This window comes from Reyranella sp. (assembly GCF_004297405.1).
In the GTDB taxonomy this organism is placed as follows: Bacteria; Pseudomonadota; Alphaproteobacteria; order Reyranellales; family Reyranellaceae; genus Reyranella.
In genome coordinates, this window is record NZ_SCVC01000011.1 from 99,546 (window position 1) to 125,065 (window position 25,520).

Sequence of the window (25,520 nt, forward strand, 5' to 3'; positions counted from 1 at the left end):
GAGTCGCCCCGTTCTCACCTCCGGGCAAGTTTTCAAACCTATGTTTCTTTTGCGCTCGCTCGCGGTGCTGTGTTCTGCGCTGGCTTCGCTGACGATTGCCGTCACCGCTCTGGCCGCAGACCTTCAGTCCCTCGTGACCAACCTCACGGCCGGCAGCTTCGGCGATCGCGAGACCGCGATCGGCGCGCTCGCCACCTCGGGCGACGCCCGCGCCGCGCCCATTCTGGAAGCGCTGGGTGCTGGCCAGCTTTATATTCGCACCTCCGACAAGCTGGTCGTTATCGGCAAGCCCAGCGGCAACCAGGTCGCGCTTACCGAGGCCGTGTCGGGCAAGGCCGCAGGCACGGTGGCCGAATCCGAGTTGGAGAGGGTCAGGGTCAACAATCGCCTGCGCGGCATCATCGAGGCGGCCGTCGGCTCGCTCACCCTCATGAGCCCCGATGCGCGCGTCCGCCGTGGCGCGGCCGACTCCCTTTTCAAGCGGCCCGAACCCGCCGCTCTCGCTCCACTCGACGCAGCCATTGCCGGCGAGAAGGACGCGCGCGTGAAGCAGGCCTTCGCTGAAGCGCGAGCCGCCGTCGTGCTCGCCTCCGATGCGACGGTGCAGCAGAAGATCGAGGCGATCGGCATCGTGCGCGACCGCGGCGATCGCGAGGCGCTGAGCGTCCTGCAGGGCGCGGCCAACAACGCCAAGGAACCCGAGGTCAAGGCGGCTGCGGTTGCTGCTGCCGAAACGGTGCGCCAGACGCTGGCCGCCTGGGAGGCGGCGCAGAATGTCTGGTACGGCATCTCGCTCGGGTCGGTACTGCTGCTGGCGGCCATCGGGCTTGCCATCACCTTTGGCACCATGGGCGTCATCAACATGGCGCATGGTGAGATGGTGATGCTGGGTGCCTACACGACCTTCGTGGTGCAGGAGATCATTCGCACCTCGGCGCCACACCTGTTCGACACGTCGCTCCTGATCGCCTTGCCGCTGGCCTTCCTGGTGGCGGGCGGCGTCGGCATCCTGATCGAACGCGGCATCATCCGCTTTCTCTACGGCCGGCCGCTCGACACGCTGCTCGCGACCTGGGGCCTGTCGCTGGTGCTGCAGCAGGCCGTGCGTTCGATCTTCGGGTCGAGCAACCGCGAGGTCGGCGCGCCGTCCTGGATGTCGGGCGCCTTCCAGGTCGGCCAGATCAACGTGACCTATGGCCGGTTGTGGATCGTGATCTTCTCGCTGGTGGTCTTCGCCGCCCTGATCCTGCTGCTGCGCAAGACGTCGCTCGGCCTTTACATGCGCGCGGTCACGCAGAACCGACCGATGGCCTCGGCCGTCGGCATCCGCACACCGCGAGTCGATGCGCTCACTTTCGGCCTGGGCTCAGGCATTGCGGGCTTGGCCGGCGTGGCGCTGAGCCAGATCGACAATGTCAGTCCCAACCTCGGCCAGGGTTACATCATCGACTCCTTCATGGTCGTGGTGTTCGGCGGCGTCGGCAATCTCTTCGGCACCCTGATCGGTGCGTTGACCCTGGGTGTCGTCAACAAGTTCCTCGAACCCTATGCCGGCGCGGTCCTGGGCAAGATCCTGGTGCTGGTCTTCATCATCCTGTTCATCCAGCGCCGTCCGCGCGGCCTGTTCGCGTTGAAGGGCCGCTCAGTCGAATGATCACGCGCTTCCTCTGGCAGGGCATGGGACCGGGCCTGCGCCTCTTCACCTTGCTGGTGCTGGCGGTCGGTATCCTGCTGCCGCTCGCCAACCAGTTCCTGCCGGCCAGCAGCCAGTTCCACGTCCCGGCCTGGGTACTGCAGCTCATCGGCAAGTATCTCTGCTACGCGCTGCTGGCGCTGGCGGTCGATCTGGTCTGGGGCTTCTGCGGCATCCTTTCGCTGGGCCACGGCGCCTTCTTCGCGCTGGGCGGCTACTGCATGGGCATGTACCTGATGCGCCAGATCGGCAGCCGCGGCGTCTACGGCAATCCGCTGCTGCCCGACTTCATGGTGTTCCTGAACTACAAGCAGCTCCCCTGGTTCTGGCACGGCTTCGATCAGTTCTGGTTCGCCGCCATCATGATCCTGCTGGTGCCGAGCGTGCTCGCCTTCGCGCTGGGCTGGTTCGCCTTCCGCAGCCGCGTCACCGGCGTCTATCTCTCGATCATCACCCAGGCGATGACCTTCGCGCTGATGCTGGCCTTCTTCCGCAACGACATGGGGCTGGGCGGCAACAACGGCATGACCGACTTCAAGGAGATCCTGGGCTTCCCGGTGCAGGCCGACGGCACGCGCGCTGCCCTGTGCTTCGCCTCCGCGCTGGCGCTGGCGATAGGTCTGGTGATTTCCGCCGCCATCGTCGGCTCGCGCTTCGGCAAGGCACTGACGGCGGTGCGCGATGCCGAGAGCCGCATGCGCTTCCTGGGCTATCGGGTCGAAGGCTTCAAGCTCTTCGTCTTCGTGCTGTCGGCCGCCATGTCAGGTGTCGCCGGCGCGCTCTACGTGCCGCAGGTGGGCATCATCAACCCCAGCGAGTTCGCGCCGGGCAATTCGATTGAGGCCGTGCTCTGGGTGGCGGTCGGCGGGCGTGGCACGCTCATCGGGCCGGTGATCGGCGCCTTCCTGGTCAATTTCGGTAAGACCTGGCTCACTGGCGCGCTGCCCGAATTCTGGCTGTTCGCGCTGGGTGCGCTGTTCATTGTCGTTACCCTGCTGCTGCCCAAGGGCATCATGGGTCTGTGGGGCCAGATCCGGGACCGCTCGCAGGCACGCAAGGCCAAGGCAGGGGCGCCGGCATGAGAAGCACTTCCGCGCTGCTCTATCTCAGCGGCGTCACCGTCTCCTTCGACGGCTTCAAGGCGCTGAACAATCTCTCGTTGCTGGTCGAGCCCGGCGAGATGCGCGCCATCATCGGCCCCAACGGTGCGGGCAAGACCACGATGATGGATGTCATCACCGGCAAGACGCGACCCGACGAGGGCGAAGTGGTATTCGACGGCAAGTCCGACCTCACCAAACTCGACGAGGCCGACATCGCCACCTTGGGCATTGGCCGCAAGTTCCAGAAGCCTACCGTGTTCGAGACCCACACCGTGCGCGACAATCTCCTGCTGGCGCTGTCGGGCATCAGGAGCTGGTACAAGCTCCTGCTTGCGGCACCTACGAAAGCCGAGAAGGACCGGCTCGACGAGATCCTGACCATCATCCGTATGACCGACCAGCAGCACATGCCGGCGGCGCGGTTGAGCCACGGCCAGAAGCAATGGCTGGAGATCGGCATGCTGCTGGCGCAGGACCCGAAGCTCCTGCTGGTCGACGAGCCGGTGGCCGGCATGACCGACGTCGAAACCGAAACCACCGCGCAGGTGTTGCGCGAGATCAACCGCAGCCATTCCGTTGTCGTGGTCGAGCATGACATGAGCTTCGTGCGCGCGCTGGGCGTCAAGGTGACGGTGCTGCACGAAGGCTCGATGCTGGCCGAAGGCACGCTCGACCAGGTGAGCGCCGATCCGCGCGTCGTCGAAGTCTATTTGGGGCGCTAACCGATGCTCGCGGTCGAGAACGTCAACCTCTACTACGGCGCTGCGCAGGCGCTGCGCGGCGTGTCGCTCAAGGCCGCCATCGGCCGTGTGACCTGCCTACTGGGGCGCAACGGTGTCGGCAAGACCAGTCTCCTGCGCGCCATCAGCGGTCTTCAGCCGATCGCGTCGGGCTCGATCTCGCTCGACGGGCAAGAAGTCTCGAAGCTGCCGCCCTACGACCGCGCCCGGCGCGGCGTGGCGCTGGTGCCGCAGGGGCGCGAGATCTTTCCGCTCCTGACGGTGAAGGAAAATCTCGAAACCGGCTTTGCGCCGGTCAGCCGCGAGCACAAGAAGATACCGGACGAGGTGTTCGAGCTCTTTCCCGTGCTGCAATCCATGTTGAAGCGCCGCGGCGGCGACCTCTCGGGCGGACAGCAGCAGCAGCTCGCCATCGGCCGGGCACTTACCATGCGGCCGAAGCTGCTGGTGCTCGACGAACCGACCGAAGGCATCCAGCCGTCCGTCATCAAGGATATTGGCCGCGCCATCACCTTCCTGCGTCAGCGCGGCGACATGGCGATCCTGCTGGTCGAACAGTATCTCGACTTCGCGCAGGAACTTGCCGACGATTTCGCCGTCATGGACCGCGGCGAAGTCGTGATGTCCGGCACCCGCGAGACCTTCGACGCGGAAGCCGTGCGCCGTCACATGACGGTCTAGGCTGGTGTTTGAGCGCCTCGCACGAGCCGGCCCGGCCGCTCGCCGGTCAGCTCGTCGTTCTGCATCGTCTCGACACCCGCGTTGAACGTGTGCCGGTAACCCGAGGCGCGCTGGATCAGGCGACGCCCGCCGGCTGGCAAGTCGTAGACGACTTCGGGCCGCTTCAGCGTCAGGGCATCGAAGTCGATCACGTTGATGTCGGCCTTGTGGCCGGGTGCCAGCAGGCCGCGATCCATCAGGCCATAGGCTTCGGCCGTGCCGCGCGTCTGCTTGGCAATCAGGAATTCGAGGCCGAGCTTTGGCCCGCGCGTGCGGTCACGGCCCCACAGGGTCAACAGCGACGTCGGCGAGGAGGCATCGCAGATCACGCCGACATGGGCGCCGCCATCTGCCACGCCCAGCACCGTTGCGGGATCGGTGATCATCTCGTGCACGACGTCGAGGCTGCCATAGGCGTAGTTCTCGAACGGCAGCATCAGCAGGCCCTTGCCGTCGTGCGCCATCATCTCGTCCAGCGCCACGGCCTGCGGGGTGCGCCCGCTGCGCTCGGCGATCGCGGCGATCGAATTCTTGGCATCGGGTTCGTAGTCCGGCCGCTCGCCGATCGGGAACATCTTGTGGAACGACTCGGCCATGAAAGCGCGTGGGCCGCCGCCGGGTGGCGTTTCGACCAGTCGCCGCCGCAGGTCGGCATCCGCCACGAGGCGCTGGTAGCGCGCCTGGGGTGAAAGCTGGCGCATTTCCAGCCACGCCGGATGCGCAGCAAAAGGATGTGCCGTCGTCTCGAGGCCCATGATCACGCCGATCGGCCGCGAGCCTACCTGGGCATTGGCCATACGGCCCGCCTGACGCACGCCATGGATCTGGTCGAGTGTCTCACGCCATAGCTTCGGCTGCGCATCGACCTGGACCAGCAGGCAGGAGAGGGGCCGGCCGGCCAGCTTGGCGGCGGCTTCCAGCGCCTCGAACTCGCCGGGTCCGAAATCGGAATTGACCTGCAGCACGCCGCGACCTGCACGCTTCATGCCTTGGGCGATGCCCAGCAGCTCCGCTTCGCGGGCGCTGAGCGAGGGCGTGAAGCGGCCGTCGCGCGCCTTGTGCTTGGTGGTGCGCGATGTGGTGAAGCCCATGGCGCCGGCATGCAGCGCTTCCTCGGTGAGCTTCGCCATCTCCTCGATCTCGTGCTCGGTCGGCACCTCGGCATGATCGGCGCCGCGATCGCCCATCACATAGAAGCGCAGGGCGCCGTGCGGGAGCTGGGCAGCAACATCGACAGCGCGGTCCATCGAGGCCAGCGCATCGAGATAGTCGGAGAAGGACTCCCAGTTGAACTTCACGCCTTCGCTGAGAACGGTGCCGGGGATGTCCTCGACGCCTTCCATCAGGTTGATGAGGTAGCCCGACGCGCCGGGCCGCACCGGTGCGAAGCCGACGCCGCAATTGCCGAACACGGTCGTCGTGACGCCGTGCCACGAGGAAGGTGTGACGAACGGGTCCCACGTCGCCTGTCCATCGTAGTGCGTGTGGATGTCGACGAAGCCCGGCGCCACGACCAGTCCGGCGGCATCGATCTCGCGTTTGCCGGCGCCGAGCTTCGGCCCGACCGCAGCGATGCGGCCCTCTTGCACTGCAACATCGGCGATCCGGCGCGGTGCGCCCGATCCATCGATCACGATTCCGTTTCGGATGACGAGGTCAAACATGGACGAAGGATAGGCCGGGGCACATACGGCAGTCTATGTTTGGCGCCCTGAAAGCCATCCCGTTCGGGAGATCGACCTTTGCAGAAACCGCTCCTCTTCTCGCCACTGAAGCTGCGTGGAGTCACCGCGCCGAACCGCTGTGTGGTTTCTCCCATGGTCCAGTTCCGCGCGACGGACGGATTGGTGAACGATTTCCATCTCGTTCATCTCGGCAAGTTTGCATTGGGCAAGTTCGGCATCGTCTTCACCGAGAATTGCGCGGTCGAGCCGCGCGGGCGGGTCACGCAGGGTGATCTCGGCCTGTGGGACGACAACCAGATCGCAAGTCACAAGCGGCTCACCGCCTTCATCAAGGGTGAGGGAGCATTGGCGGCGACGCAGATCACGCATTCCGGCCGCAAGGGCTCGACGCCGCGCACGTTCGACAAGCCGGGCGAACTCGGCCCGCCGGGCGCGGGTTGGAAGAAGTGGGAAGTGGTCGGCCCGACCGATCTTCCTGCTGCCGATGGCTGGCTGAAGCCACGCGCTTTGTCGGCGGCGGAGATCGAGGAGCTGGTCGCGAAGTTTGCCGCTGCGGCGAAGCGTGCTGATGCGGCGGGTTATGACGTGCTCGAAATCCATGGGGCGCACGGCTATCTGCTGGCGCAGTTCCTGTCGTCGATCAGCAACACGCGCAACGACAAGTACGGCGGCGATCGCGCCGGCCGTATGCGCTTTCCACTCGATGTTGTGCGCGCCGTGCGCCAGGTGTGGCCCGAGAACAAACCACTGTTCGTCCGCGTCTCCGCGGTCGATGGCGGCGGTGGTTGGGATGTCGATGATACCGTTGCCTTCGCGCAGGAGCTGAAGGCACTCGGCGTCGATGTCGTCGATTGCTCCTCCGGCGGCATCGCGGGCGCGGCGACGGCCGCAGGCGTGAAGCGCGGCCTGGGCTTTCAGGTGCCGTTCGCGTCGGCGGTCAAGAAGCAGGCTGGCATCTCGACCATGGCCGTAGGCCTGATCCTCGACGGCCCGCAGGCCGAGGCGATCCTGCAGGAAGGCGATGCCGACCTGATCGCGATCGGACGGCAGGCACTCTACGAGCCCTTCTGGGCTTTGCACGCGGCGCAGGCACTGGGCTGCGATCCCGACTTCGATATGTGGACACCGGAATACGGCTGGTGGCTGGAGAAGCGTGAACACACGCTCGGACGCAAATAAACAAACAAGACACGGAAACGCAAAATGACAGGCATTCTTGCCGGCCTTCGCATCGTCGAAGGGTCGGCCTTCATCGCCGCGCCTCTGGGCGGCATGACACTGGCGCAACTCGGCGCCGACGTGATCCGCTTCGACGATATCAACGGCGGCCTCGACAATGATCGCTGGCCGATCACGAAAGACGGCCGCTCGATCTATTGGGCGGGCCTCAACAAGGGCAAGCGCTCCATCGCCGTCGATCTGCGTAACCCGAAGGGCCGCGAGCTTCTCACCGCACTGATCACCGCTCCGGGCGAAGGGGCGGGCATCTTCACCACCAACATGCCGGCGCGCGGTTGGCTCGCCTACGAGGAGCTGGCGAAGAAGCGTGCCGATCTGATCGCGCTCAACATCGTGGGTGCACGCGATGGCAGCGCACATGTCGACTATACGGTGAACGCCATCACCGGCTTTCCCATGGTGACGGGGCCCGTCGATCATGCGGAACCGGTGAACGCCGTGGCGCCGCCATGGGATCTGGCCACAGCTTACGCAGGCGCCATGGCGATCCTCGCGGCCGAACGGCACCGCCGCCTGACCGGGCAGGGCCAGCGCATCGTCCTGCCGCTGCAGGACATGGCGCTCGCGGCAACTTCGGCACTGGGCTACATCGGCGAAGCGGTGGTCAACGAAGTCGACCGCCCGCGCTTCGGTAACGAAATTTTCGGCACCTTCGGCCGCGACTTCCGCACCAAGGACGACCGGTTCGTCATGATCTGCATCTTCTCCGACCGCCATGTCGATGCACTGGCCAGTGCCGGAGGCTTCAAGCAGGCTTTTGCGACAATCGAGAAGGACACCGGCTTCGATCTCAAGAGCGACGCCGGCCGCTGGCATGCGCGCGATCGGCTGTGTGCCGTGATCGAGCCCTGGGTCGCTCGTCACACGGCGGAAGAGGTGGGTGCGGCCCTCAAGAAAGCCGGCGCGCTCTGGGCACCCTACAAGACCTTCCGCGAACTGGCGGCGGATCGCGAGGCCGTGCTCGACAATCCGATGTTCACGATCCTCGACCAGCCGGGCATCGGCCGCTATCCCGTCGCGGCCTCGCCTCTGCAGTTCGGCGCCGTGCCACGCCAGCCGCCGAAGACGGCGCCGGTGCTGGGCCAGCATACGGACGAGATTCTTTCGGGTATCCTCAGTCTGCCGGGCCACGAGATCGCCCGCCTGCATGACGAGAAGGTAGTGGGTGGACCAAGATAGGATTCTCATTGCCGGTGGCGGCATCGGCGGCCTGGCTGCTGCACTGGCACTGGCCCAGAAGGGTATTCCCTCTCTGGTCTTGGAGCGGTCATCCCGCTTCGGCGAGATCGGCGCCGGTATTCAGCTTGGCCCCAACGCCTTTCATTGCTTCGATAGATTGGGCGTTGGCCCCGCGGCGCGCGGCATGGCGGTCTATATCGACTCGCTGCGTCTCATGGATGCGATGGCCGACGGCGAAATCTGTCATATCGACCTCGGAGAGAAGTTCCGTACCCGCTTCGGCAATCCCTACGCCGTCGTCCATCGCGGCGACCTGCATGGTGTGTTGCTGCAGGGCTGTCGCGACCACGCGCTGATCGATCTCAAATCGGGCGCAGAGGTCACAGGCTACGATCAGGATGACAAAGGTGTCGTCGCGAAGCTCGCCCATGGTGAAGCCGTGAGCGGCCGTGCGTTGATAGGCGCCGACGGGCTCTGGTCGAACGTCCGCCGACAGGTCGTGGGCGACATCCCGCCGCGTGTCTCGGGGCATACCACCTACCGTTCGGTGATCCCGACGGAACAGATGGCGGAGGATCTGCGCTGGAACGCCGCCACCCTATGGGCCGGTCCGAAGTGCCACATCGTCCACTATCCGCTTTCCGGGTGGAAGGTGTTCAACCTCGTCGTCACCTACCACAACCATGCGCCCGAGCCGGTCGCCGGCAAGCCCGTGCCGGTCGAAGAGGTGCGCAAGGGTTTCACCCATGTCTGCGAACGGGCGCAGGAGATCATCCGCCATGGCAAGGACTGGCACATGTGGGTGCTGTGCGATCGCGATCCCGTCGAGCGGTGGATCGATGGCCGGGTGGCGCTGCTGGGCGATGCTGCGCACCCCATGATGCAATACATGGCGCAGGGCGCCTGCATGGCGATGGAAGATGCGGTGTGCCTGGCCGATTCGCTGTCGAAGACGCAGGCCCTCGAGGCCGGGCTTACGACCTATCGCGACCGCCGCATTCTGCGCACCGCGCGCGTTCAGCTCATGTCGCGTGCGATGGGCGATCACGTCTATCACCCCGATGGACCGCATGCGGCACTGCGCAATGCGATGATGAGTGCCAAGAGCCAGGACCAGTGGCTCGATACGCTCGACTGGCTCTATGGCGGCAACGGGCTCGACTGAGGCGACTTTTTCCGTAGGATGCGCCGCCGGAGGGAGCCCCGCGCATGCGACACCTATTCTTCGTCCTGGCCTTGCTGTGCACCGCGCTGAGCGCGGGCATCTTCTACGCCTTCTCGACCATCGTCATGCCGGGTCTCGACCTCGGCGGTGCGCTCTCGGCGATCCATACGATGCAGGGCATCAACACCGTCGTGCGCAACGCCCTGTTCGCTGCAGTGTTCTTCGGTGCGCTGGTCCTGCCTCTGCTGGCCGCTCTCGGCGCGCGCTCGGCCGGGCATCGCGGCGCGGCCCGGCTCGCCTTCTTGGCAGCTCTCATTCAGGCGATCGCAGTGATCGGCGTCACCTTGCAGGTGAACGTTCCCCTCAACGAGACGCTCGCGACCGTGGCGGCAAGCGAGGCGACGGCGGGCGGCACGTGGCGTGAGTTCTCTGGTCCGTGGACCGCGTGGAACCATGCACGCACCATCGGGGCGATCCTGGCGTTCCTCAGCCTGCAGGCGGCGTGGGCGCTCGATCTGACATCCACGGGCAGCGGCCGGCGTCACAGCGGGCTGCGCTAGCCGTCGCGTTCGAGGGGACGCCTTCGTCTATTCGACGAAGGCTTTCTCCACGACGAACTCTCCCGGCGTCGTCTGGCTGCCTTCCTCTAGGCCGCGCTCTTCCAGCAGGGTTCGAATATCGAGCAGCATTTGCACGCTGCCGCAGAGCATGAAGCGGTCCGTATCCTTGTGGATGGGCGGCAGGCCGACATCCTGCGCCAAGCCGCCCTCGGCGATGAGATGGGAGATGCGGCCGCGATGATCGAACGGCTCGCGGGTCACCGTCGGGTAGTAGACCAGTTGCTGGCGGATGGTTTCGCCCAGGATCTCGTCGGCCGGCAGCGTGTCGGCAATCCACGACCGGTAGGCGAGGTCGCGCACGAAGCGGCAGCCATGGACCAGGATCACCTTCTCGAAGCGTTCGTAGACTTCGGGGTCCTGGACGACGCTGAGGAAGGGCGCGAGGCCGGTGCCGGTGCCCAGCAGATAGAGGTTCCTGCCAGGCAGCAGGCTGTCCAGCAGCAAGGTTCCGGTCGCCTTGTTGCCGACCAGGATGGGATCGCCCGGCGTGACATGCTTCAGGCGGGAGGTCAGCCGGCCGTCGGCGACCTTGATGGAGAAGAATTCGAGTTCGTCGTGATAGTTGGGGCTGGCGATCGAGTAGGCACGCACCAGCGGCTTGCCCTCCACCTGCAGCCCGATCATGGCGAACTGACCGCAGGCGAAGCGGAAGCCCTTGTCGCGGGTGGTTCGGAAGCTGAACAATTCGTCGGTCCAATGATGGACCGACAGGACAGTCTCGTTTCTAAACGCACTCACTGCAGCCAGCTCCCGACGCGATGGCGGGCGGCCCTATGTCCCGCTGGCTACAGACCTACGGAATTGCGAGTAATTCGCAATAGCAATTGTGTCGCAGGCACTACGCCGGCGCCGGGATGTTTGCCGCCTTGATGACCTTGCGCCACCGCACCGTCTCGTCCGCCAGCCGCTTCGTGTAGGCCTCCGGCGTGCCGCCGGTCGGGATGTAGCCCATTGACGCCAGCCGCTCCTGTACGGCCGGGACCTTCAGCGCCGCGTTGATGGCGGCGTTGTAGTAGGCGATGACGTCGGGCGCGGTGCCGGCGGTCGTCGCGACGCCGAAGTACACGGCCGCCTCGAGGTCGGGCATGCCGAGTTCGCTGGCAGTCGGAACGCTCGACACGTTGGCCACCCGCTTCTGCGCGCCGCAGATCAGGCCGCGCATCGTGCCGGCATTGATCTGGGCGTCGACCGGCATGGTGACGTCGACGAACACCTGGGTATGGCCGGCGACGGTATCGCGCAGGGCCTCGGCCGCGGCTTTGTAGGGAATGTGCTGGAGCTTGCCGCCGGCCTTCGTGCTGATCAGCTCGCCCCAGAGATGCGGCAGGCCGCCGGAGCTCGACGTCGCATAATGCACGGGACCTGGCTGCGCCTTCACCCACTCGAGGAACTCGGGGAAGGTCTTGGCCGGATGCTTGGCATTGACGGCCAGCACGCAGGGGATGTCGGCGAGCTGCGAGACCATCGCGAGCTCCTTCTGCGGATCGATCTGCAGCGGGATGTCGAAGGCAGGCAGCAGGGCTGCCGTCGTCGTCAGGAGCAGCAGGCTCGTGCCGTCGGGCTTGCTCTTGGCGACATTCGCCATGCCGATCATGGTGCCGCCGCCCGGCCGGTTCTCGACGATGATCGACTTGCCGAGGTCGGTCGCCATGCGCTCCGCCAGGACGCGCGCCGACGTATCGGTCGAGCCGCCGGGGCCGTAGGGAACGACGAGGCGGATCTGGTTGGCCGAGACCTGTGCGGACGCAAGGGTCGGCAGGGCGGTGGCGGCGAGGGCGCCGGTCACGAGGGTACGACGGGTAAACATGAAGCTTCCTCCCTTTCTTTGAGACTGATTTACGAGCCCCTTAGTCAGCCACAGGAATGGCGGCAAGATGGCTTTATGTACCTCGTATCGCCAGCCGAACGCCGGGACAGGAATTAATGACCCCGTGGGCAATGTTGCCTTCGGCCCATGACCGCCCTATCTCCTCTCCATGAGGGATCCTGTCTCCTCTTCGCAGCTCGCTGACATCATCGATCAGGCGCGGGGACGCGTGCCGGCAGATCTGGTCGTCAAATCGGTCGGCATTCTCGACCTGACCTCGGGCGAGGTCGCCGTGGGCGACATAGCGATCGCAGGCGATCGCATCGTGGGCATCCACGAGACCTACCAGGGCGCCACAGAGATCGACGGGCGTGGGTTGGTCGCCGTGCCGGGCTTCATCGACAGCCATGTTCATTGCGAGTCGACGCTGGTGCCGCCGCTGGAGTTCGACCGCTGCGTAACGCCGCGCGGTACGACGACGGCGATCTGCGATCCCCATGAAATCTGTAACGTGCTGGGCCTTACCGGTCTGAAATACTTTCTGGAATGTGCCGCCGTCACGGTGATGGACTTGCGAGTCCAACTTTCGTCGTGCGTGCCAGCGACCCACCTGGAGACATCGGGTGCACGGCTGGAGGCGGAAGACCTGCTGCCCTTCAAACATCATCCCAAGGTGCTGGGGCTGGCCGAGTTCATGAACGTGCCGGGCGTGCTGAACAAGGATCCGGCTGTTCTGGCGAAGCTCGCGGCTTTCTCCGATGTGCAGATAGACGGCCATTCGCCATTGCTCTCCTCCTACGATCTCAACGCTTACATCGCAGCAGGCGTGCGCAACTGTCACGAGACGACCTCGGCCGCGGAGGCGCGCGAGAAGCTTGCCAAGGGCATGCAGGTGCTGGTGCGCGAGGGCACGGTCTCCAAGGATCTCGCGGCCCTTTCCGAGCTGATCACGACGGAGCGTGCGCCGTTCCTCGCCCTCTGCACCGACGATCGCAACCCGCTCGATATCGCCGAGGAAGGCCATATCGACTACTTGATCCGCGCCGCCATCGGCCGCGGTGTACGGCCGCTCGATGCCTATCGCGCCGCGACCTGGTCGGCGGCACGGCACTTCGGCCTGTTCGATCGCGGGTTGGTCGCGCCGGGACAGCGCGCCGATATCGTGCTGCTGGAGGACCTCGCGACCTGCAAGGTCCATTCGGTGATCTGCCGTGGGGCGCCGGTGACGCCGGATCGCTTCAGGACACGACCGGATGTGACGCCGGTCGGGCTCGATTCGGTAAAGCTCAGACCTGTGACGGCGGCGACCTTCCACGTTCTGGCTGGCGCGGGCGCCTCGCCCCCAGTGATCGGCATCAGGCCAGGCCAGATCCTGACGGACCGGCTAGATGTCGAGGTGGTTCGACGCGGCGACGCCTTCGTGGCGGACGTTGACCGCGATGTGCTCAAGGTCGCCGTGCTCGGCCGCCACAACGATCATGGCAATGTCGGCCGCGGCTTCGTCAAAGGCTTCGGGTTGAAGCGTGGCGCCATCGCTTCATCGGTCGGACATGACAGTCACAATATCTGCGTCATCGGCTGCGACGACCGCGACATGGAAACGGCGGTGAATCGGCTGATCGAACTGCGCGGTGGCTTCGCGGCTGCGGCCAACGGCAAGGTCGTGGCCGAGCTGGCATTGCCCATTGCCGGCCTGATGAGCGAACTGCCGTTCGAAGAGGTCGAGCAGGGGCTGCGCCGGCTGCGTGCCGCGGTCCGCGCGCTGGGTACCGAACTGCATGAACCGTTCCTGCAAATGGCCTTCCTGCCGCTGCCGGTGATCCCGCATCTCAGGATCACCGACAAAGGCCTGGTCGACGTAGACCGCTTCGAACTGGTCGGCTGATTGTTCGGGAGGCAGTGATGAAGCCTCGATTGATCCTTCTCATCGGCCTGGTGGCGATACTGCCTGGTTGCCAGAGCATCACCTATCAGAAAGCCGGGGCGACGCCCGAACAGATCGAGGCGGACACCAAGGTGTGCCGGGAGTACCAGCAACGCCGCCTGATCTCGATGGGCGGCGACTATGTCGAGAACATGGATCGCGACGAATTCGAGAAGCCGTGCATGGAAGCGCGCGGCTACCGGCAGGTCATGGTGCCGAGCGGCACCATGACGACGCGTTAGCCAACTTACTTGTCGAGCCAGATCTCTTCGAAGCGCGAACCGTTGTAGAGGCTGTTCACCATCGGCGCGTAGCCCTTCACATAGGGGTGCCAGCAGGTGCCTGCCGCGTTCCACATGATGACCGGTCGTGCGCCGTCTTCGAGCAGTTTGCGGTCGATGTCCCAGACGATCTTCTTGCGCTTCTCGACATCGCGCTCGGCCGATTGCGCGGTGAACAGCTTCTCGATCTCGGGGCTGCAGTAGCCGGTGTAGTTGCGCTCTGACTTGCAGGCATAGTTCTCGAAGTAGTTCTGGTCGGGATCGTCCACGCCGTTGCCGGTGGTGTTGAGGCCGATCGCATAATCCTTGCGGGCGACCTTGGCGTACCAGATGGCAGTATCGACGAGGTCGAGTTCACCCTCGAAATACACTTCCTTGAGCTGGTCGATCAGGATGACTGCCGGATCACGATAGAGCAGGTGATTGCGGGTCGAGACCTTGAGCTTCAGCTTGTTGTCGGGCCCATAGCCCAGCTTCTTCATGATCTCGCGGCCTTCGGCACGGTTCTTTTCAACATCCGGCCCGTAGCCCGCGATCTGGTCGTACATCTCCTTGGGCAGGCCCCAGACGCCGTTAGGCGCGGGCTCCATGACGCCGCCGACGTCGGATTGACCTTGGGTGATGATGTCGATGAAGGCCTTGCGGTCGAGGCTGAGCAACATGGCGCGGCGAACATCGGGATTGTCGAACGGCGGCGCGTCGCGGTTCAGGATCAGGTTGGTGTTGTTGTTCATCGCCGCGACCTTGCAGACTGCGTTTGCCGACTGCGCCTTCACGTCCTTGATCAGAGGAATGGTGACGCCGTAAGGCGAGGACATGTCATATCGGCCCGACACGAATCCCAGGATTGCCGTGCCGCGGGCCGGCACGATCGAGATCTCGATGCCGTCGAGATAGGGTTTACCCTTCTTGAAATAGTCCGTGTTGCGGGTGAGCTTGATGCCCTCCTTCTGCTTGAATTCGACGAGCTTGAAGGGGCCCGTGCCCACGGGCTTGGTGCGCATCTGCGCCGTCGGCACATGGCAGGAATAGACCGGGCTGTAACCCGAGGCGAGCAGCACCAGGAATGAGGGTTGCGGTTGGCCGAGATGAAAGGTGACTTCACGGTCACCGTTGGTCGTGACCTTGTCGAGATTCCAGTACCATGAGGCGCGCGGGTTCTTGCGCAGCTTCTGGGTCTCGCTCTTGCCGGTCAGCATGTCCCAGGTGCACTTGACGTCGGCGGCGGTGAAGGGCTTACCGTCGTGCCACTTGGCGTTGCCGACCAGTTTGAAGGTGAGGTCCTTGCCGTCGGCACTCCAGCTCCAGCTTTCGGCAAGATCGGGGCGAATGGACTCCAGACTGTTCTGCGGAACTTGCTGATCGAACAGCACCAGGTTGTTGTAGAGACCCATGAACGGCACGACGGTCGAGGTCGTCGCCTCTTCGTGGATCGACGCGCTGGGCGGATTGTCCTGGAAGTACATCTTCATCACGCCGCCGCTCTTCTGCGCGAGCGCCGGCGTCGCCATCAAGCCGAGTGCTGCGACAGCACCGAGCACACCACAAATACGCATGTTGTTCCTCCCTGCTTGCGTCGGCGGCGAAGGTGACGCGGCAGGGAGGAGGCGTCGAGAGGCAGCTTCCGGCTAGCGGATCATTGCGCGCAGTTTTGAGGATAGCAGGTCCGCAGCGAGAACAAGGATCAGGATCACGATCACACACGCGGCGGTGTCTTCGTAGGCAAAGAGCTTCATCGAACTGATCAACTCGAAGCCGATGCCCCCCGCACCCACCATGCCCAGCACCGTGGAGACGCGGATGTTGGTTTCGAAACGATAGAGCACGACACCGATCCAGGCGGGCAGCACCTGCGGCAGCACGCCGAACACGATGCGCTGCAAGGTGCCGGCACCAGCGGCGCGCAACGCGTCGAGCGGGCCTTCGTCGATCTCCTCGATCGCTTCGGCGAAGAACTTGCCCAGCATGCCTGCGCCGTGAATGGCGATGGCCAGCACGCCGGCGAAGGGGCCGAGACCGACTGCAGCCACGAAGATCAACGCGAGGATGATCTCGTTGATGCCACGCATCACGTTCAGCACCTGACGTAACCCATGGAACACCCAGGCATAGGGCGATAGGTTTCGCGCGGCGAAGAAGCAGACCGGCAGGGCGAGCACGATGCCGAGCAGGGTGCCCCACAGGGCGATCTGAACGGTTTCGACGGCCGGTCGCACCAGCTTCTGCATGAAAGCGAAGTTGGGCGGCAGCATGCGGCTGATGAAATCACCAATCCATGGCAGGCCACCGATCAGGCCGGACACGCTGAGGTGTGTGCCGACGGCTGCCCACCACAACACGGCGAGCGAAAGACCGAGGATAGGAACAAGGATCCACCAGCCGAGCGGTCCACGCGGCTTGTTGACGACGAACTGCAGAGTGCCGATCGACATGGTCAGGCCCTCCCTTCACTGGCGGCCTGGGTGATGACGGCTTCGGCGGCGGCGCGCCGGCGCTCGGTGAGACGCTGTGCGGCATCGAGGACGTTGGGGTCGTCGAGGCCGGGATAGATGCTGCGGATCACCTCGCCGCTCACGCCGGCCGGCGCGCCGTCGTACACGACCTCGCCACCAGAAAGCCCGACGACACGCTCGGCGAACTCCAGCGCATAGTCGATCTGGTGCAGGTTGCAGAGCACGGCGATGTTGGAATCCTTGCAGCTCTTCTTGAGATAGGTGAGCACCGTGCGCGAGGTCTTGGGATCGAGACTCGCGACCGGCTCGTCGGCCAGCATGAACTTGGGCTGCTGGGCCAGGGCGCGGGCGATGCCGACTCGCTGCTGTTCGCCGCCCGACAGGGCATCCGCCCGGCTTCGCGCTTTGTGCGACATCGCCACCTGCTCGAGGCAGTGCAGGGCGATCTTCACGTCGGCTTCAGGGAAGAGCTGCAGACTGCTCAGTACAGGTGAGAGATCGGCCATGCGGCCCACCAGCACATTCTTCAGCACGGAGAGCCGCTTCACGAGGTTGTGCTGCTGGAAGATCATGGCAACGTTGCGCCGGAGCAGGCGCAGGTCGCGGCGGTTGGAGGAAAGCGAGGTGCCGTCGACCAGGATGTCGCCGGCGGTCGGTTCGATCAGGCGGTTGATGCAGCGGAGCAAGGTCGACTTGCCCGCTCCCGACGGACCCAGCACGACGACGAACTCGCCGGGCCGGATCGACAGGCTGACATCGCGCAGCGCCTGATGTTCGCCGTAGGACTTGGCCAGTCCGCGGATTTCGATCATGTGCCGATCTCCCGCGCTTATTTCTGCTTCTTGAGATCGATGTTGGCGAGCTTGGCGGTCTCGCGCACGACGTCGTAGGCTTGATCGTTGGTTTCCTTGAAGCCGTTCAGCTTGCCCTGGTCGGACCAGTTGAGGTCCTTGATGCCAAGGAAGGCGGCTTTCACCTTGGCCTTCATCTCGGGAGAGAGGTCCTTGCGCCACACCATGGGCGACTCGGGGATCGGCGGGGAACGCCACACAACTTCGATCTGGTCGGCCTTGATATGGCCTTTGGCGATGGCGGCATCGAGGATGCGATCGGCGATCGTCGCGGCATCGACCTTTCCGTTGGCGACGGCCAGGGCATTGGCGTCATGGGCGCCGGTGAAGATCACTGTCTTGAAGTCGCGCTTTGGGTCGATGCCTGCCTTAATCAGGCCGGCCAGTGGAAAGGCGTAGCCCGACGTCGAAGCGGGATCGACGAAGGCGAAGTTCTTGCCCTTGAGGTCATCGAGCTTTTTGATGCCGCTCGATTTCAGCGCGATGATCTGGCTGTGATAGTAGGTGCGGCCCGCCTTGGCCGTCTCGGCGATGGCGAAGGCCTCGACCGGCGTCACTGTGGTGGCGAGCACATAGGAGAACGGGCCGAGATAGGCAATGTCGAGGTGCTTGGCGCGCAATGCTTCGATGACGCCGTTGTAATCCGTGGCGACGAAGCCCTGTACCTTGAGGCCGGAATTCTTCTCGACCGCGTCGAGGATGTCCTTGCTCTGCGCCAGCATGGCGCGCGAATCCTCGGAAGGGATCAGTCCTACCTTGAGGACTTGCTGGGCGTGGGCGCCACCACTGCCGGCCAAGGAGCCGGCGAGGAGTGAACTGGCGGAAAGGAACCCGAACTTGCGACGCGTGATCCTGATCATTGCTTGTTTCCTCCTTAAGTCTTTTCTTTGCTTTGTTTACGCGGCCATTGCGGCCAACAGCGCCTCCCGGCGTCCGATGAAGTTGCGTCCACGCTCGCCGGCGAGCGCGTGATCGACGAGGGCTGTCCAGTCCCTGGCGGCGATGCCGTGATCGGTGGCGTGTGTCGACACGCCGAGCTTTTCCAATGTTGCTTCGAGGCGCGCGGCGCCGGCCTGCAGGTTGGGACCAAAGATGTTCTTCAGCGCCGCGTCGCAGGCCGGATCGCAGCCGGCAACGGCGCGCATCACCATGGGCAGGCTGAAGGAGCAGGCGATGCCGTGCGGCACGCCGTGATGCAGCGTCAGATGATAGGAGAGCGAATGGGCGAGCGAGGTCTTGGTGTTGGAGAAAGCGAGCCCGGCGAACAGGCTGGCGCGTGACAGCCTCGATCGCAGTTCGGTGTCGCGCAGATTGTCGGCCAGGGCGGGCAGGGCCTCCAGCACCTCGCGGGCGGCCCGCTCGGCGAGTGCGGTCGAGACCGGGTTGGCGTTGACGTTCCAGATGCTTTCCAGCGCATGGCTGAGTGCATCGAGTCCGGTGCTGATGGTGATGCCGCGGGGCAGGCCGACCGTCAGCAAGGGATCGACCAATGCGACCTCAGGGTAGAGGCTGGGGCGCGCGAGCGAATACTTCTTTTTTGCCTCGGTATCCCAGACCGTTGCCCAGCTCGTGACCTCGCTGCCGGTTCCCGATGTCGTCGGAATGGCAATGATCGGCGTGGTGCCGAGCGCTTCGCCGCCCTTGCCCGTTTCGAGGAAGGTACGGACGCGGGAGAAGTCTCCCAACGCAGCGGCGAGTACCTTGGCGGCGTCGATGACCGAGCCTCCACCCAGAGCGACGATCGTCTCGATGGGCTTCTTCGCGGCCGCATAAAGCCGGCAGGACTCGGTGAGGCCGATGAAGTCGGGGTTGGGGCCGATGTTGCGGACCAGCGCCACCGGCTCGCCGGCAAGTGCGGTGAGGCGGCGGGTCAGGTCGGCGAAGGTGCTGCCGCCATTGGCGTCGTCATAGGTGACGAGGCAATAGGACCGTCCGGCCAGGACCTGACCGATGCTGTCGAACGCACCTGCGCCGAACTTCACGTCGACCGGATTACGGTAGCGCCACATCCGCGCCTCTCCCGAGATTTCTTGTTCCTTGGTGGACAATCCTCGGGCTCGACCTCACATTTATCCAATTCAAACGAATTCGATCCGGCATTGAGAAAATCAATATGAGGCACACTCAACTCCGATCCTTCCACGCCGTGGCCCAGCGTATGAGCTTCACCGTCGCGGCCCGCGAACTCGGTGTCAGCCAGCCCACCATCACCACGCAGGTGAAGTCGCTGGAGCAGGAGTTCGGCGTCGAGTTGTTCGTCCGCCGCGGTCGCCGCATCGAACTCACGGAAACAGGCGACGGTTTGCTCGATATCACGCGGCGGCTGTTCGCCGACGAGAAGGAGGCGGCCGACTATCTCAATGAGACACGCGGCCTCAAGACGGGGCATCTGCGTGTCGGCGCGGTGGGGCCCTATCACGTCACCGATATGCTGGCCGCCTTCAATGCCCGCTATCCGGGGATCTACGTCTCCGTGACCGTCGGCAACTCACGCGACACGTTGCGCGACCTGCTGGACTATCGCACCGATGTCGCGGTGCTGGCACATGTCGATCCCGACGCCCGCCTCGTCGCGATTCCGTACCGTCAGCATCGCGTCGTGGTGATGTGCCCAATCGACCACGAGTTTGCCAGCCGACGCTCGATCCGCGCGCGTGACATGGAGGGGCAGAAATTGATCGTCCGTGAGGCCGGCTCGACCACGCGCCGGGCCTTCGACCAGGCAATGCGCGAAAAGGATGTGCGGCCAAAGGTGGTGATGGAGATCGGCAGCCGCGAATCAATCCGTGAAGCGGTGGCCAAGGGCATCGGCCTCGGTGTCGTTTCCGAGATGGAATTCATCCCCGATCCGCGCATCCGGGCGCTGCAGGTATCAGATGCGGAGATCTACACCTATGCCCATGTCGTGCATCTGCGCGAACGGCAGAATGCACGTCTGGTTCGGGCCTTCCTCGCGGAGCTGAGTGGCCTTCTGGCGGTCAGCCCCGGCGCACGCTCGCGCCGCCGTCCACCGGCAACGTCACGCCGGTGATGAAGTTGGCCTCGTCGGAGGCCAGGAACAGCGCAGCGTTGGCGACATCCCAACCGGTGCCCATTTTCTTGCGCAGCGGCACCTTGGAATCGCGCTCTGCCTCGACCTCGGCGCGGGGCTTCTTGAATTCGCGGGCCCGCGTGTCGACGGCCATCGGCGTGTTCATCAGGCCGGGCAGGATGACGTTGGCCCGGATGCCGTACTGGGCGTTCTGATAGGCAAGCTGCTCGGTGAAAGCGACCATCGCGGCCTTGGTCGCCTTGTAGGCGACATAGGGATAGGTCGTGATCACGGCCATCGAAGAGATGTTGATGATGGCGCCGCTCTCCTGCTTGCGCATGATCGGCAACACATGCTTGGCGGCAAAGATGCAGCTCTTGAGATTGATCGCCGTGCAGCGGTCGAACGCCTCTTCGGAGATGTCGCCCAGCTCGGCATCGCCGCCCGACAGCGAGACACCGACATTGTTGTGCAGGATGTCGATGCGGCCCCAGCGCTGATGGGCATCGGCGATCATGTTCTTGATGTCGCCTTCCTTGGTGACATCGGCCCTGAACGCTTCCGCAATACCCTGGCCCTGGCGAATCAGGTCGACGGTTTCCTGCGCCGACGCGAGATTGTGATCGACGCACAGCACCTTGGCGCCTTCACGCGCGAAGGTGAGGGCAGTGGCGCGGCCATTGCCCATGCCTTCGCCCGGGCTCTGTCCGGCGCCGACGACGATGGCGACGCGATCCTTGAGGCGCATGTCACTTCACTCCGGGAATTGGGTACTGCTTCAGCACTTCCTTGTACTGAGGCTCGTTGTCGATCTGCAAGGTGGCGAGCACCCGCACGACCGCGCAGTAGAAGGCGATGGTGAGCACGAGGTCGGTCATATGCTCGTTGGAGAGATCCTTCTTGATCTCGGCAAAGGTGGCGTCGGACATGGCGAGGTCCTTCACCATCTCGCGGGCGCCCTTCAGGATCGCCTTTGCCAGCGGCTCGAGCTTGCTGGGCTTGCCTTCGGTCTCGGACATCAGGCCCTGAATGTCCTCGTCGGTGACGCCGAATTCCTTGCCGATCTTCACGTGATGGGTGAATTCGTACTCCGACTTCTCCATCCAGCCGACCTGCAGGATGGCGAGCTCACGCAGCCGCGGGTCGAGCTTGCTCTTGAAGCGGATGAAACCGCCCATGCCATTGAAGGCGCGCGCCATGTCGGGTGAGTTCACCAGCAACTTATGCAGGTTGGTGTTGCGCTTCAGCATGTCGCGATATTCGGGCGCGACTTGATCGGCCTCCAGATAGGGCAGGCGGGCCATCGATGTTTCCCTCGGTTGTCAGTGGTCTTGTGAATCGCGCTCCGGACCCTGCAGGGTCACGCCGCCGTCGACGGTCAGCACCTGGCCGGTGATGTAGCGGGCATGCGCCGACAGCAGGAAGCGCACGGCATGGCCGACGTCCCAGCCCGTGCCCTCGGTCTTCAGCACTGACGCCCTGGCACGCTGGCTCCGCGCTGCATCGCTCATGCCGCGGGCATAGACCATGGGCGTATACATCGGGCCGGGGCAGATGCAGTTGACGCGGATATTGTCCTTGCCGTGATCGACCGCCATCGCCTTGGTCAACCCGATCACGGCGGCCTTCGACGTGGTGTAGGTCGTGAGACCGCGCGGCCGCAGCGCGGAGATCGAGGAGATATTGACGATCGAGCCACCCTTGGCGGTCTTGATCATCGCGGGAATCGCGTGCTTGGAGACCAGGAACATCGTTTCGACGTTGATCTGCATGACGCGGCGATACTCTTCGGGCTTCTCGTCCACGACCGAACCACGGCTGCCGATGCCGATATTGTTGTCGAGAAAGTCGAGGCGGCCCCAGTGATCGACCGCGGCGTCGACCAGCCGCTTGCACTCCACCTCCTGGGTCATGTCGCCAGCGAACGCGGCAGCGTGGCCGCCCTCGGCCTTGATCATCTCGACCGTGCGTTCCGCGAGCTTCAGCTCCCGGTCGGCCACCAGCACATGCGCGCCTGAGCGTGCCAGCAGAATGGCGGCGGCACGGCCATTGCCGATGCCGTCGCCTGCGGCACCACCGCCGGAGATGATTGCGACCTTGCCGGACAGGCCGGCATCGTCCTCGGGACCCTTCATCGCATTCTCCTCACGGCAATCCGGCGCCGGGCACATCGACCCGCATGGTTTCGATCCGGCCGTCGCGCTTGTCGGCGATGGCGGGTCCGCTGCCGCTGTTGGTGACGACGAACAGGGTGCGCCGATCCTGGCCGCCCAGCATGCAAGCATAGGCCGCGCGCGCCCCGAGATCGAGGTCGTGGGTGACCTTGCCGCCTTCCAGGACGCGGATCATGTGATGAGTGAAGGCACCGGTGACCCAGATACCGCCCTCGGCATCGAGGCAGATGCCATCGGGATTGCAGTTGGGTGTTTCCGCCCAGACGCGGCGGTTCGAGAGCGAGCCGTCGGGGGCGATGTCGAAGGCCGTCAGGCGCTTGGCGAAGGTTTCGCCGATGATCATCGTCTTGCCGTCGGGCGTGATGACGGTGCCGTTGGGGAACATCAGACCGTCGGCCGCCTGGTGCACCGAGCGATCGGGATCGACGCGCACGAGCACGGCGGCGCGCGGCTCCTCGCCGGCATGGCGGTCGAAGCCGAAATTGCCGACATAGGCACGGCCCTTGGCATCGACGATCATGTCGTTGCAATGACCCGTGGCGAGCGGCTTGAGCTCGGCTTCGACCGAGAGATTGCCATCGGCGAAGCGCATCAGCCGACGATCGGTCATGCTGACGATCAGCATCGTGCCGTCCGGCCGCCAGCCGAGGCCGGATGGCCGGCCCGGCACTTCGACGATGGTTTCGGCATTGCCGGCTTCGTCGACGGTCCGGACCTGATGGACATAGAAATCGGAGAACCACAGCTTGCCGTCACGCCAGCGCGGTCCTTCGCCGAAGCTGAGCCCGACGAGAAGAGGCTCGAGCTTCATCGTTGTTCATCCCATTCGAGCCGGAAGGCATTGCCCTCGGGTTTGACGTAACCCGCATTGGCGCCCGGGAAATGGGCGGGGCAGAGGAGGGCGTTGCTCTCGACGCAATCCTCCAGGAGCGTGCGGCGCGAGCGTGCGGACATGTCCTGGTCCCAGCAGAACTGGCTCGACCAGTCTGGGTGATAAACTTGGATCGGATGATGCATGATATCGCCCGAGAAGGTCGCCGTACGTCCATCGTCCTTCAGGTTGATCGCGATCGAGCCCGGTGTGTGGCCGGGATAGTCCTTGATGGTGAGCAGCGGGTCGGGCTGGTGATCGCTCTCGATCATCACCGCCTTGCCGGCCTCGACGATCGGCAGCACCGAATCGTCGAACGAGCCATCGTTCACCTTGCCTTCGCCCTGCGTGCCACGCTCGGTTTCCCAGTGCGCGTACTCGCGCTTGGCAAACAGATACTTTGCATTGGGAAAGGTGGGCACCCAGCGGCCGTTCTCGAGCTTGGTGTTCCAGCCGACATGGTCGACATGCAGGTGCGTACACATCACGAAGTCGACCGACTCCGGTGCGCAACCACAGGCGCGTAAGCGGTTGAGGAACGGCGTATCGAGCTTGTTCCAGCCGGGATTGTGCCGCTGCTTGTCGTTGCCGAGGCAGGTATCGATCAGGATAGTGTGGCGGCCGGTCTTCACGATCCAGGTGTGGACCGATCCGACAAGGCGATCGGAGCCTGCCTCGACATGCGTTGGCACCATCCAGTGCTTCTGCACGTCGAAGGCCTGCTGGTCGAACTTGGGAAACATGCGGTTGGGACGAAAGCCCGCCGCACACAACTCCTCGACTTTCTCGATGGTGGCTCCGCCGATCCTGCGAACGGTCATTGCGTGGCTTCCTCCCCTAGAACGTGACGACGCTGCGGATCGACTCTCCCTTGTGCATCAGGTCGAAAGCGTCGTTGATCTTCTCGACCGGCATGGTGTGGGTGATGAGCGAATCGATGTCTATTTTTCCGTCCATGTACCAGTCGACGATCTTCGGAACGTCGCGGCGGCCTTTGGCGCCGCCGAATGCCGTGCCCATCCAGTGACGGCCTGTCACGAGCTGGAACGGCCGCGTCGAAATCTCCTGGCCGGCGCCCGCGACGCCGATGATCACCGATTTGCCCCAGCCACGATGGCAGCACTCCAGTGCCTGGCGCATCAGTTTAGTGCTGCCGACGCATTCGAAGCTGTAGTCGGCACCGCCGTCGGTCAGCTCGACGAGATGCGCCACCAGATCCTTGCCACCGAGGTCGTTGGGATTGACGAAGTGCGTCATGCCGAACTTGCGGCCGAGCGCTTCGCGTGCCGGGTTGAGATCGACGCCCACGATCATGTTGGCGCCGACCATGCGCGCGCCCTGCAGCACGTTGAGGCCGATGCCACCCAGGCCGAACACCACGACATTCGCGCCGGGTTCGACCTTGGCCGTGTTGATCACAGCGCCGATGCCGGTCGTGACACCGCAGCCGATGTAGCAAACCTTGTCGAACGGCGCGTCGGGCCGGATCTTGGCGAGCGCGATCTCGGGCAGCACCGTGTAGTTCGAGAAGGTCGAGCAGCCCATATAGTGGTGGATCTTCTTGCCCTTGATCGAAAAGCGGCTCGAGCCGTCGGGCATCACACCCTGGCCCTGTGTCGACCGGATCGCGGTGCAGAGGTTGGTCTTGCCGGAGAGGCAGGATTTACAGGCGCGGCATTCCGGCGTGTAGAGCGGGATCACGTGGTCGCCCTTCTTGAGCGACACGATGCCAGGACCGACATCGACGACGACGCCTGCGCCCTCGTGGCCGAAGATCACCGGGAACAGGCCTTCGGGATCGCCGCCGGATCTCGTGAACTCGTCGGTGTGGCAGACGCCGGACGCCTTGATCTCGACCAGTACCTCGCCGAACTTCGGGCCTTCGAGGTCGACGGTTTCGATCTCAAGAGTCTTGCCGGCCTCGTAACAGACCGCTGCTTTTGTCTTCACGCTGAACTCCCCGTGCTGTGGCGCGAAGCCTAGA

25 protein-coding genes are annotated in these 25,520 nt (G+C 64.4%); 11 read left to right on the forward strand and 14 right to left on the reverse strand.

From position 1 onward, the window contains the following. Nucleotides 1–40: 40 nt before the first annotated feature. From urtB to urtE, 4 genes are read left to right on the forward strand one after another with little or no spacing between them, the layout of a single operon-like run. Nucleotides 41–1,654: an urea ABC transporter permease subunit UrtB gene (urtB, locus tag EPO50_RS08315; RefSeq protein ID WP_296342839.1), complete on the forward strand. Its 1,614-nt coding sequence runs from the start codon at nucleotides 41–43 to the stop codon at nucleotides 1,652–1,654. Continuing rightward, nucleotides 1,651–2,775 (forward strand): urea ABC transporter permease subunit UrtC, encoded by a 1,125-nt coding sequence (urtC, locus tag EPO50_RS08320; protein WP_296342841.1) that lies wholly within the window; start codon nucleotides 1,651–1,653, stop codon nucleotides 2,773–2,775. Before urtB ends, urtC begins: the two co-directional genes overlap by 4 nt. Further along, nucleotides 2,772–3,518 carry an urea ABC transporter ATP-binding protein UrtD gene (gene urtD, locus EPO50_RS08325; protein ID WP_296342844.1) on the forward strand — a complete coding sequence of 249 codons (747 nt, stop codon included), beginning with the start codon at nucleotides 2,772–2,774 and terminating at the stop codon, nucleotides 3,516–3,518. Before urtC ends, urtD begins: the two co-directional genes overlap by 4 nt. A 3-nt stretch (nucleotides 3,519–3,521) precedes the next feature. Continuing rightward, nucleotides 3,522–4,217 (forward strand): urea ABC transporter ATP-binding subunit UrtE, encoded by a 696-nt coding sequence (gene urtE / locus EPO50_RS08330; RefSeq protein WP_296342846.1) that lies wholly within the window; start codon nucleotides 3,522–3,524, stop codon nucleotides 4,215–4,217. On the opposite strand, the gene EPO50_RS08335 is transcribed toward urtE, so the two are convergent. After that, nucleotides 4,214–5,920: an amidohydrolase family protein gene (locus tag EPO50_RS08335; protein WP_296342848.1), complete on the reverse strand. Its 1,707-nt coding sequence runs from the start codon at nucleotides 5,918–5,920 to the stop codon at nucleotides 4,214–4,216. The two genes, urtE and EPO50_RS08335, sit on opposite strands and share 4 nt — an antisense overlap. A gap of 78 nt (nucleotides 5,921–5,998) precedes the next feature. On the opposite strand from EPO50_RS08335, the gene EPO50_RS08340 reads away from it, so the two are divergent. The 4 genes from EPO50_RS08340 to EPO50_RS08355 are packed head-to-tail and all read left to right on the forward strand — an operon-like array spanning nucleotide 5,999 to nucleotide 10,084. After that, entirely contained in the window at nucleotides 5,999–7,120 is a 1,122-nt protein-coding gene (locus EPO50_RS08340) for an NADH:flavin oxidoreductase/NADH oxidase (RefSeq protein WP_296342851.1), read from the forward strand. Between the two features lie 24 nt (nucleotides 7,121–7,144). Beyond that, complete coding sequence (locus tag EPO50_RS08345; protein ID WP_296342853.1) at nucleotides 7,145–8,359, forward strand: CoA transferase; 1,215 nt, start codon at nucleotides 7,145–7,147, stop codon at nucleotides 8,357–8,359. Then, a complete protein-coding gene (locus EPO50_RS08350) occupies nucleotides 8,346–9,524 on the forward strand; it encodes a 3-hydroxybenzoate 6-monooxygenase (RefSeq protein ID WP_296342855.1) in 1,179 nt (392 codons plus the stop codon). Before EPO50_RS08345 ends, EPO50_RS08350 begins: the two co-directional genes overlap by 14 nt. 44 nt (nucleotides 9,525–9,568) lie before the next feature. Continuing rightward, the gene (locus EPO50_RS08355) at nucleotides 9,569–10,084 is read left to right on the forward strand and encodes a DUF1772 domain-containing protein (protein ID WP_296342857.1); all 516 of its coding nucleotides are present in this window, start codon (nucleotides 9,569–9,571) and stop codon (nucleotides 10,082–10,084) included. Nucleotides 10,085–10,111: 27 nt separating this feature from the next. Here EPO50_RS08355 and EPO50_RS08360 read toward each other — a convergent pair whose 3' ends face one another. Together EPO50_RS08360 and EPO50_RS08365 are read right to left on the reverse strand one after the other, a co-directional pair. Then, nucleotides 10,112–10,882: a ferredoxin--NADP reductase gene (locus EPO50_RS08360; RefSeq protein ID WP_296342858.1), complete on the reverse strand. Its 771-nt coding sequence runs from the start codon at nucleotides 10,880–10,882 to the stop codon at nucleotides 10,112–10,114. A 100-nt stretch (nucleotides 10,883–10,982) separates the two neighbouring features. Then, nucleotides 10,983–11,951 carry a tripartite tricarboxylate transporter substrate binding protein gene (locus EPO50_RS08365; RefSeq protein ID WP_296342860.1) on the reverse strand — a complete coding sequence of 323 codons (969 nt, stop codon included), beginning with the start codon at nucleotides 11,949–11,951 and terminating at the stop codon, nucleotides 10,983–10,985. 169 nt (nucleotides 11,952–12,120) lie between these two features. Here EPO50_RS08365 and ade point away from each other — a divergent pair, with 169 nt between their 5' ends. Both ade and EPO50_RS08375 read left to right on the forward strand, forming a co-directional pair. After that, entirely contained in the window at nucleotides 12,121–13,836 is a 1,716-nt protein-coding gene (gene ade / locus EPO50_RS08370) for an adenine deaminase (protein ID WP_296342862.1), read from the forward strand. A 17-nt stretch (nucleotides 13,837–13,853) separates the two neighbouring features. Next, nucleotides 13,854–14,117 carry a hypothetical protein gene (locus EPO50_RS08375; RefSeq protein WP_296342864.1) on the forward strand — a complete coding sequence of 88 codons (264 nt, stop codon included), beginning with the start codon at nucleotides 13,854–13,856 and terminating at the stop codon, nucleotides 14,115–14,117. A 5-nt stretch (nucleotides 14,118–14,122) separates the two neighbouring features. Here EPO50_RS08375 and EPO50_RS08380 read toward each other — a convergent pair whose 3' ends face one another. The 5 genes from EPO50_RS08380 to psrA form a co-directional block, all read right to left on the reverse strand. Continuing rightward, nucleotides 14,123–15,712, reverse strand: coding sequence for an ABC transporter substrate-binding protein (locus EPO50_RS08380; protein ID WP_296342866.1), 1,590 nt, complete (start codon nucleotides 15,710–15,712; stop codon nucleotides 14,123–14,125). Between the two features lie 72 nt (nucleotides 15,713–15,784). Next, nucleotides 15,785–16,588, reverse strand: a complete 804-nt coding sequence (gene phnE, locus EPO50_RS08385) for a phosphonate ABC transporter, permease protein PhnE (protein WP_296342868.1) — start codon at nucleotides 16,586–16,588, stop codon at nucleotides 15,785–15,787. 2 nt (nucleotides 16,589–16,590) lie between these two features. After that, nucleotides 16,591–17,421 carry a phosphonate ABC transporter ATP-binding protein gene (gene phnC, locus EPO50_RS08390; RefSeq protein WP_296342870.1) on the reverse strand — a complete coding sequence of 277 codons (831 nt, stop codon included), beginning with the start codon at nucleotides 17,419–17,421 and terminating at the stop codon, nucleotides 16,591–16,593. 17 nt (nucleotides 17,422–17,438) lie between these two features. Further along, complete coding sequence (phnD, locus tag EPO50_RS08395) at nucleotides 17,439–18,320, reverse strand: phosphonate ABC transporter substrate-binding protein (protein ID WP_296342872.1); 882 nt, start codon at nucleotides 18,318–18,320, stop codon at nucleotides 17,439–17,441. A 36-nt stretch (nucleotides 18,321–18,356) separates the two neighbouring features. Further along, nucleotides 18,357–19,469, reverse strand: a complete 1,113-nt coding sequence (gene psrA, locus EPO50_RS08400) for an iron-containing alcohol dehydrogenase PsrA (RefSeq protein WP_296342874.1) — start codon at nucleotides 19,467–19,469, stop codon at nucleotides 18,357–18,359. Between the two features lie 104 nt (nucleotides 19,470–19,573). Between psrA and EPO50_RS08405 the strand changes: the two genes are divergently transcribed. Continuing rightward, nucleotides 19,574–20,491 (forward strand): LysR substrate-binding domain-containing protein, encoded by a 918-nt coding sequence (locus EPO50_RS08405; protein WP_296342877.1) that lies wholly within the window; start codon nucleotides 19,574–19,576, stop codon nucleotides 20,489–20,491. Here EPO50_RS08405 and EPO50_RS08410 read toward each other — a convergent pair. Genes EPO50_RS08410 through EPO50_RS08435 form a run of 6 tightly spaced genes read right to left on the reverse strand, consistent with a single transcriptional unit; the run spans nucleotide 20,439 to nucleotide 25,486 of the window. Then, a complete protein-coding gene (locus tag EPO50_RS08410; protein ID WP_296342879.1) occupies nucleotides 20,439–21,239 on the reverse strand; it encodes an SDR family NAD(P)-dependent oxidoreductase in 801 nt (266 codons plus the stop codon). The two genes, EPO50_RS08405 and EPO50_RS08410, sit on opposite strands and share 53 nt — an antisense overlap. 1 nt (nucleotide 21,240) lies before the next feature. Then, nucleotides 21,241–21,795 (reverse strand): carboxymuconolactone decarboxylase family protein, encoded by a 555-nt coding sequence (locus EPO50_RS08415; protein WP_296342882.1) that lies wholly within the window; start codon nucleotides 21,793–21,795, stop codon nucleotides 21,241–21,243. A gap of 18 nt (nucleotides 21,796–21,813) precedes the next feature. Further along, nucleotides 21,814–22,626: an SDR family NAD(P)-dependent oxidoreductase gene (locus EPO50_RS08420; RefSeq protein ID WP_296342883.1), complete on the reverse strand. Its 813-nt coding sequence runs from the start codon at nucleotides 22,624–22,626 to the stop codon at nucleotides 21,814–21,816. A 10-nt stretch (nucleotides 22,627–22,636) separates the two neighbouring features. Beyond that, complete coding sequence (locus tag EPO50_RS08425) at nucleotides 22,637–23,476, reverse strand: SMP-30/gluconolactonase/LRE family protein (protein WP_296342885.1); 840 nt, start codon at nucleotides 23,474–23,476, stop codon at nucleotides 22,637–22,639. Further along, a complete protein-coding gene (locus EPO50_RS08430; RefSeq protein ID WP_296342887.1) occupies nucleotides 23,473–24,357 on the reverse strand; it encodes an MBL fold metallo-hydrolase in 885 nt (294 codons plus the stop codon). The genes EPO50_RS08425 and EPO50_RS08430 overlap by 4 nt, the downstream gene beginning before the upstream one ends. Before the next feature lie 16 nt (nucleotides 24,358–24,373). Next, nucleotides 24,374–25,486 (reverse strand): S-(hydroxymethyl)glutathione dehydrogenase/class III alcohol dehydrogenase, encoded by a 1,113-nt coding sequence (locus tag EPO50_RS08435; protein ID WP_296342890.1) that lies wholly within the window; start codon nucleotides 25,484–25,486, stop codon nucleotides 24,374–24,376. Nucleotides 25,487–25,520 lie beyond the last annotated feature (34 nt).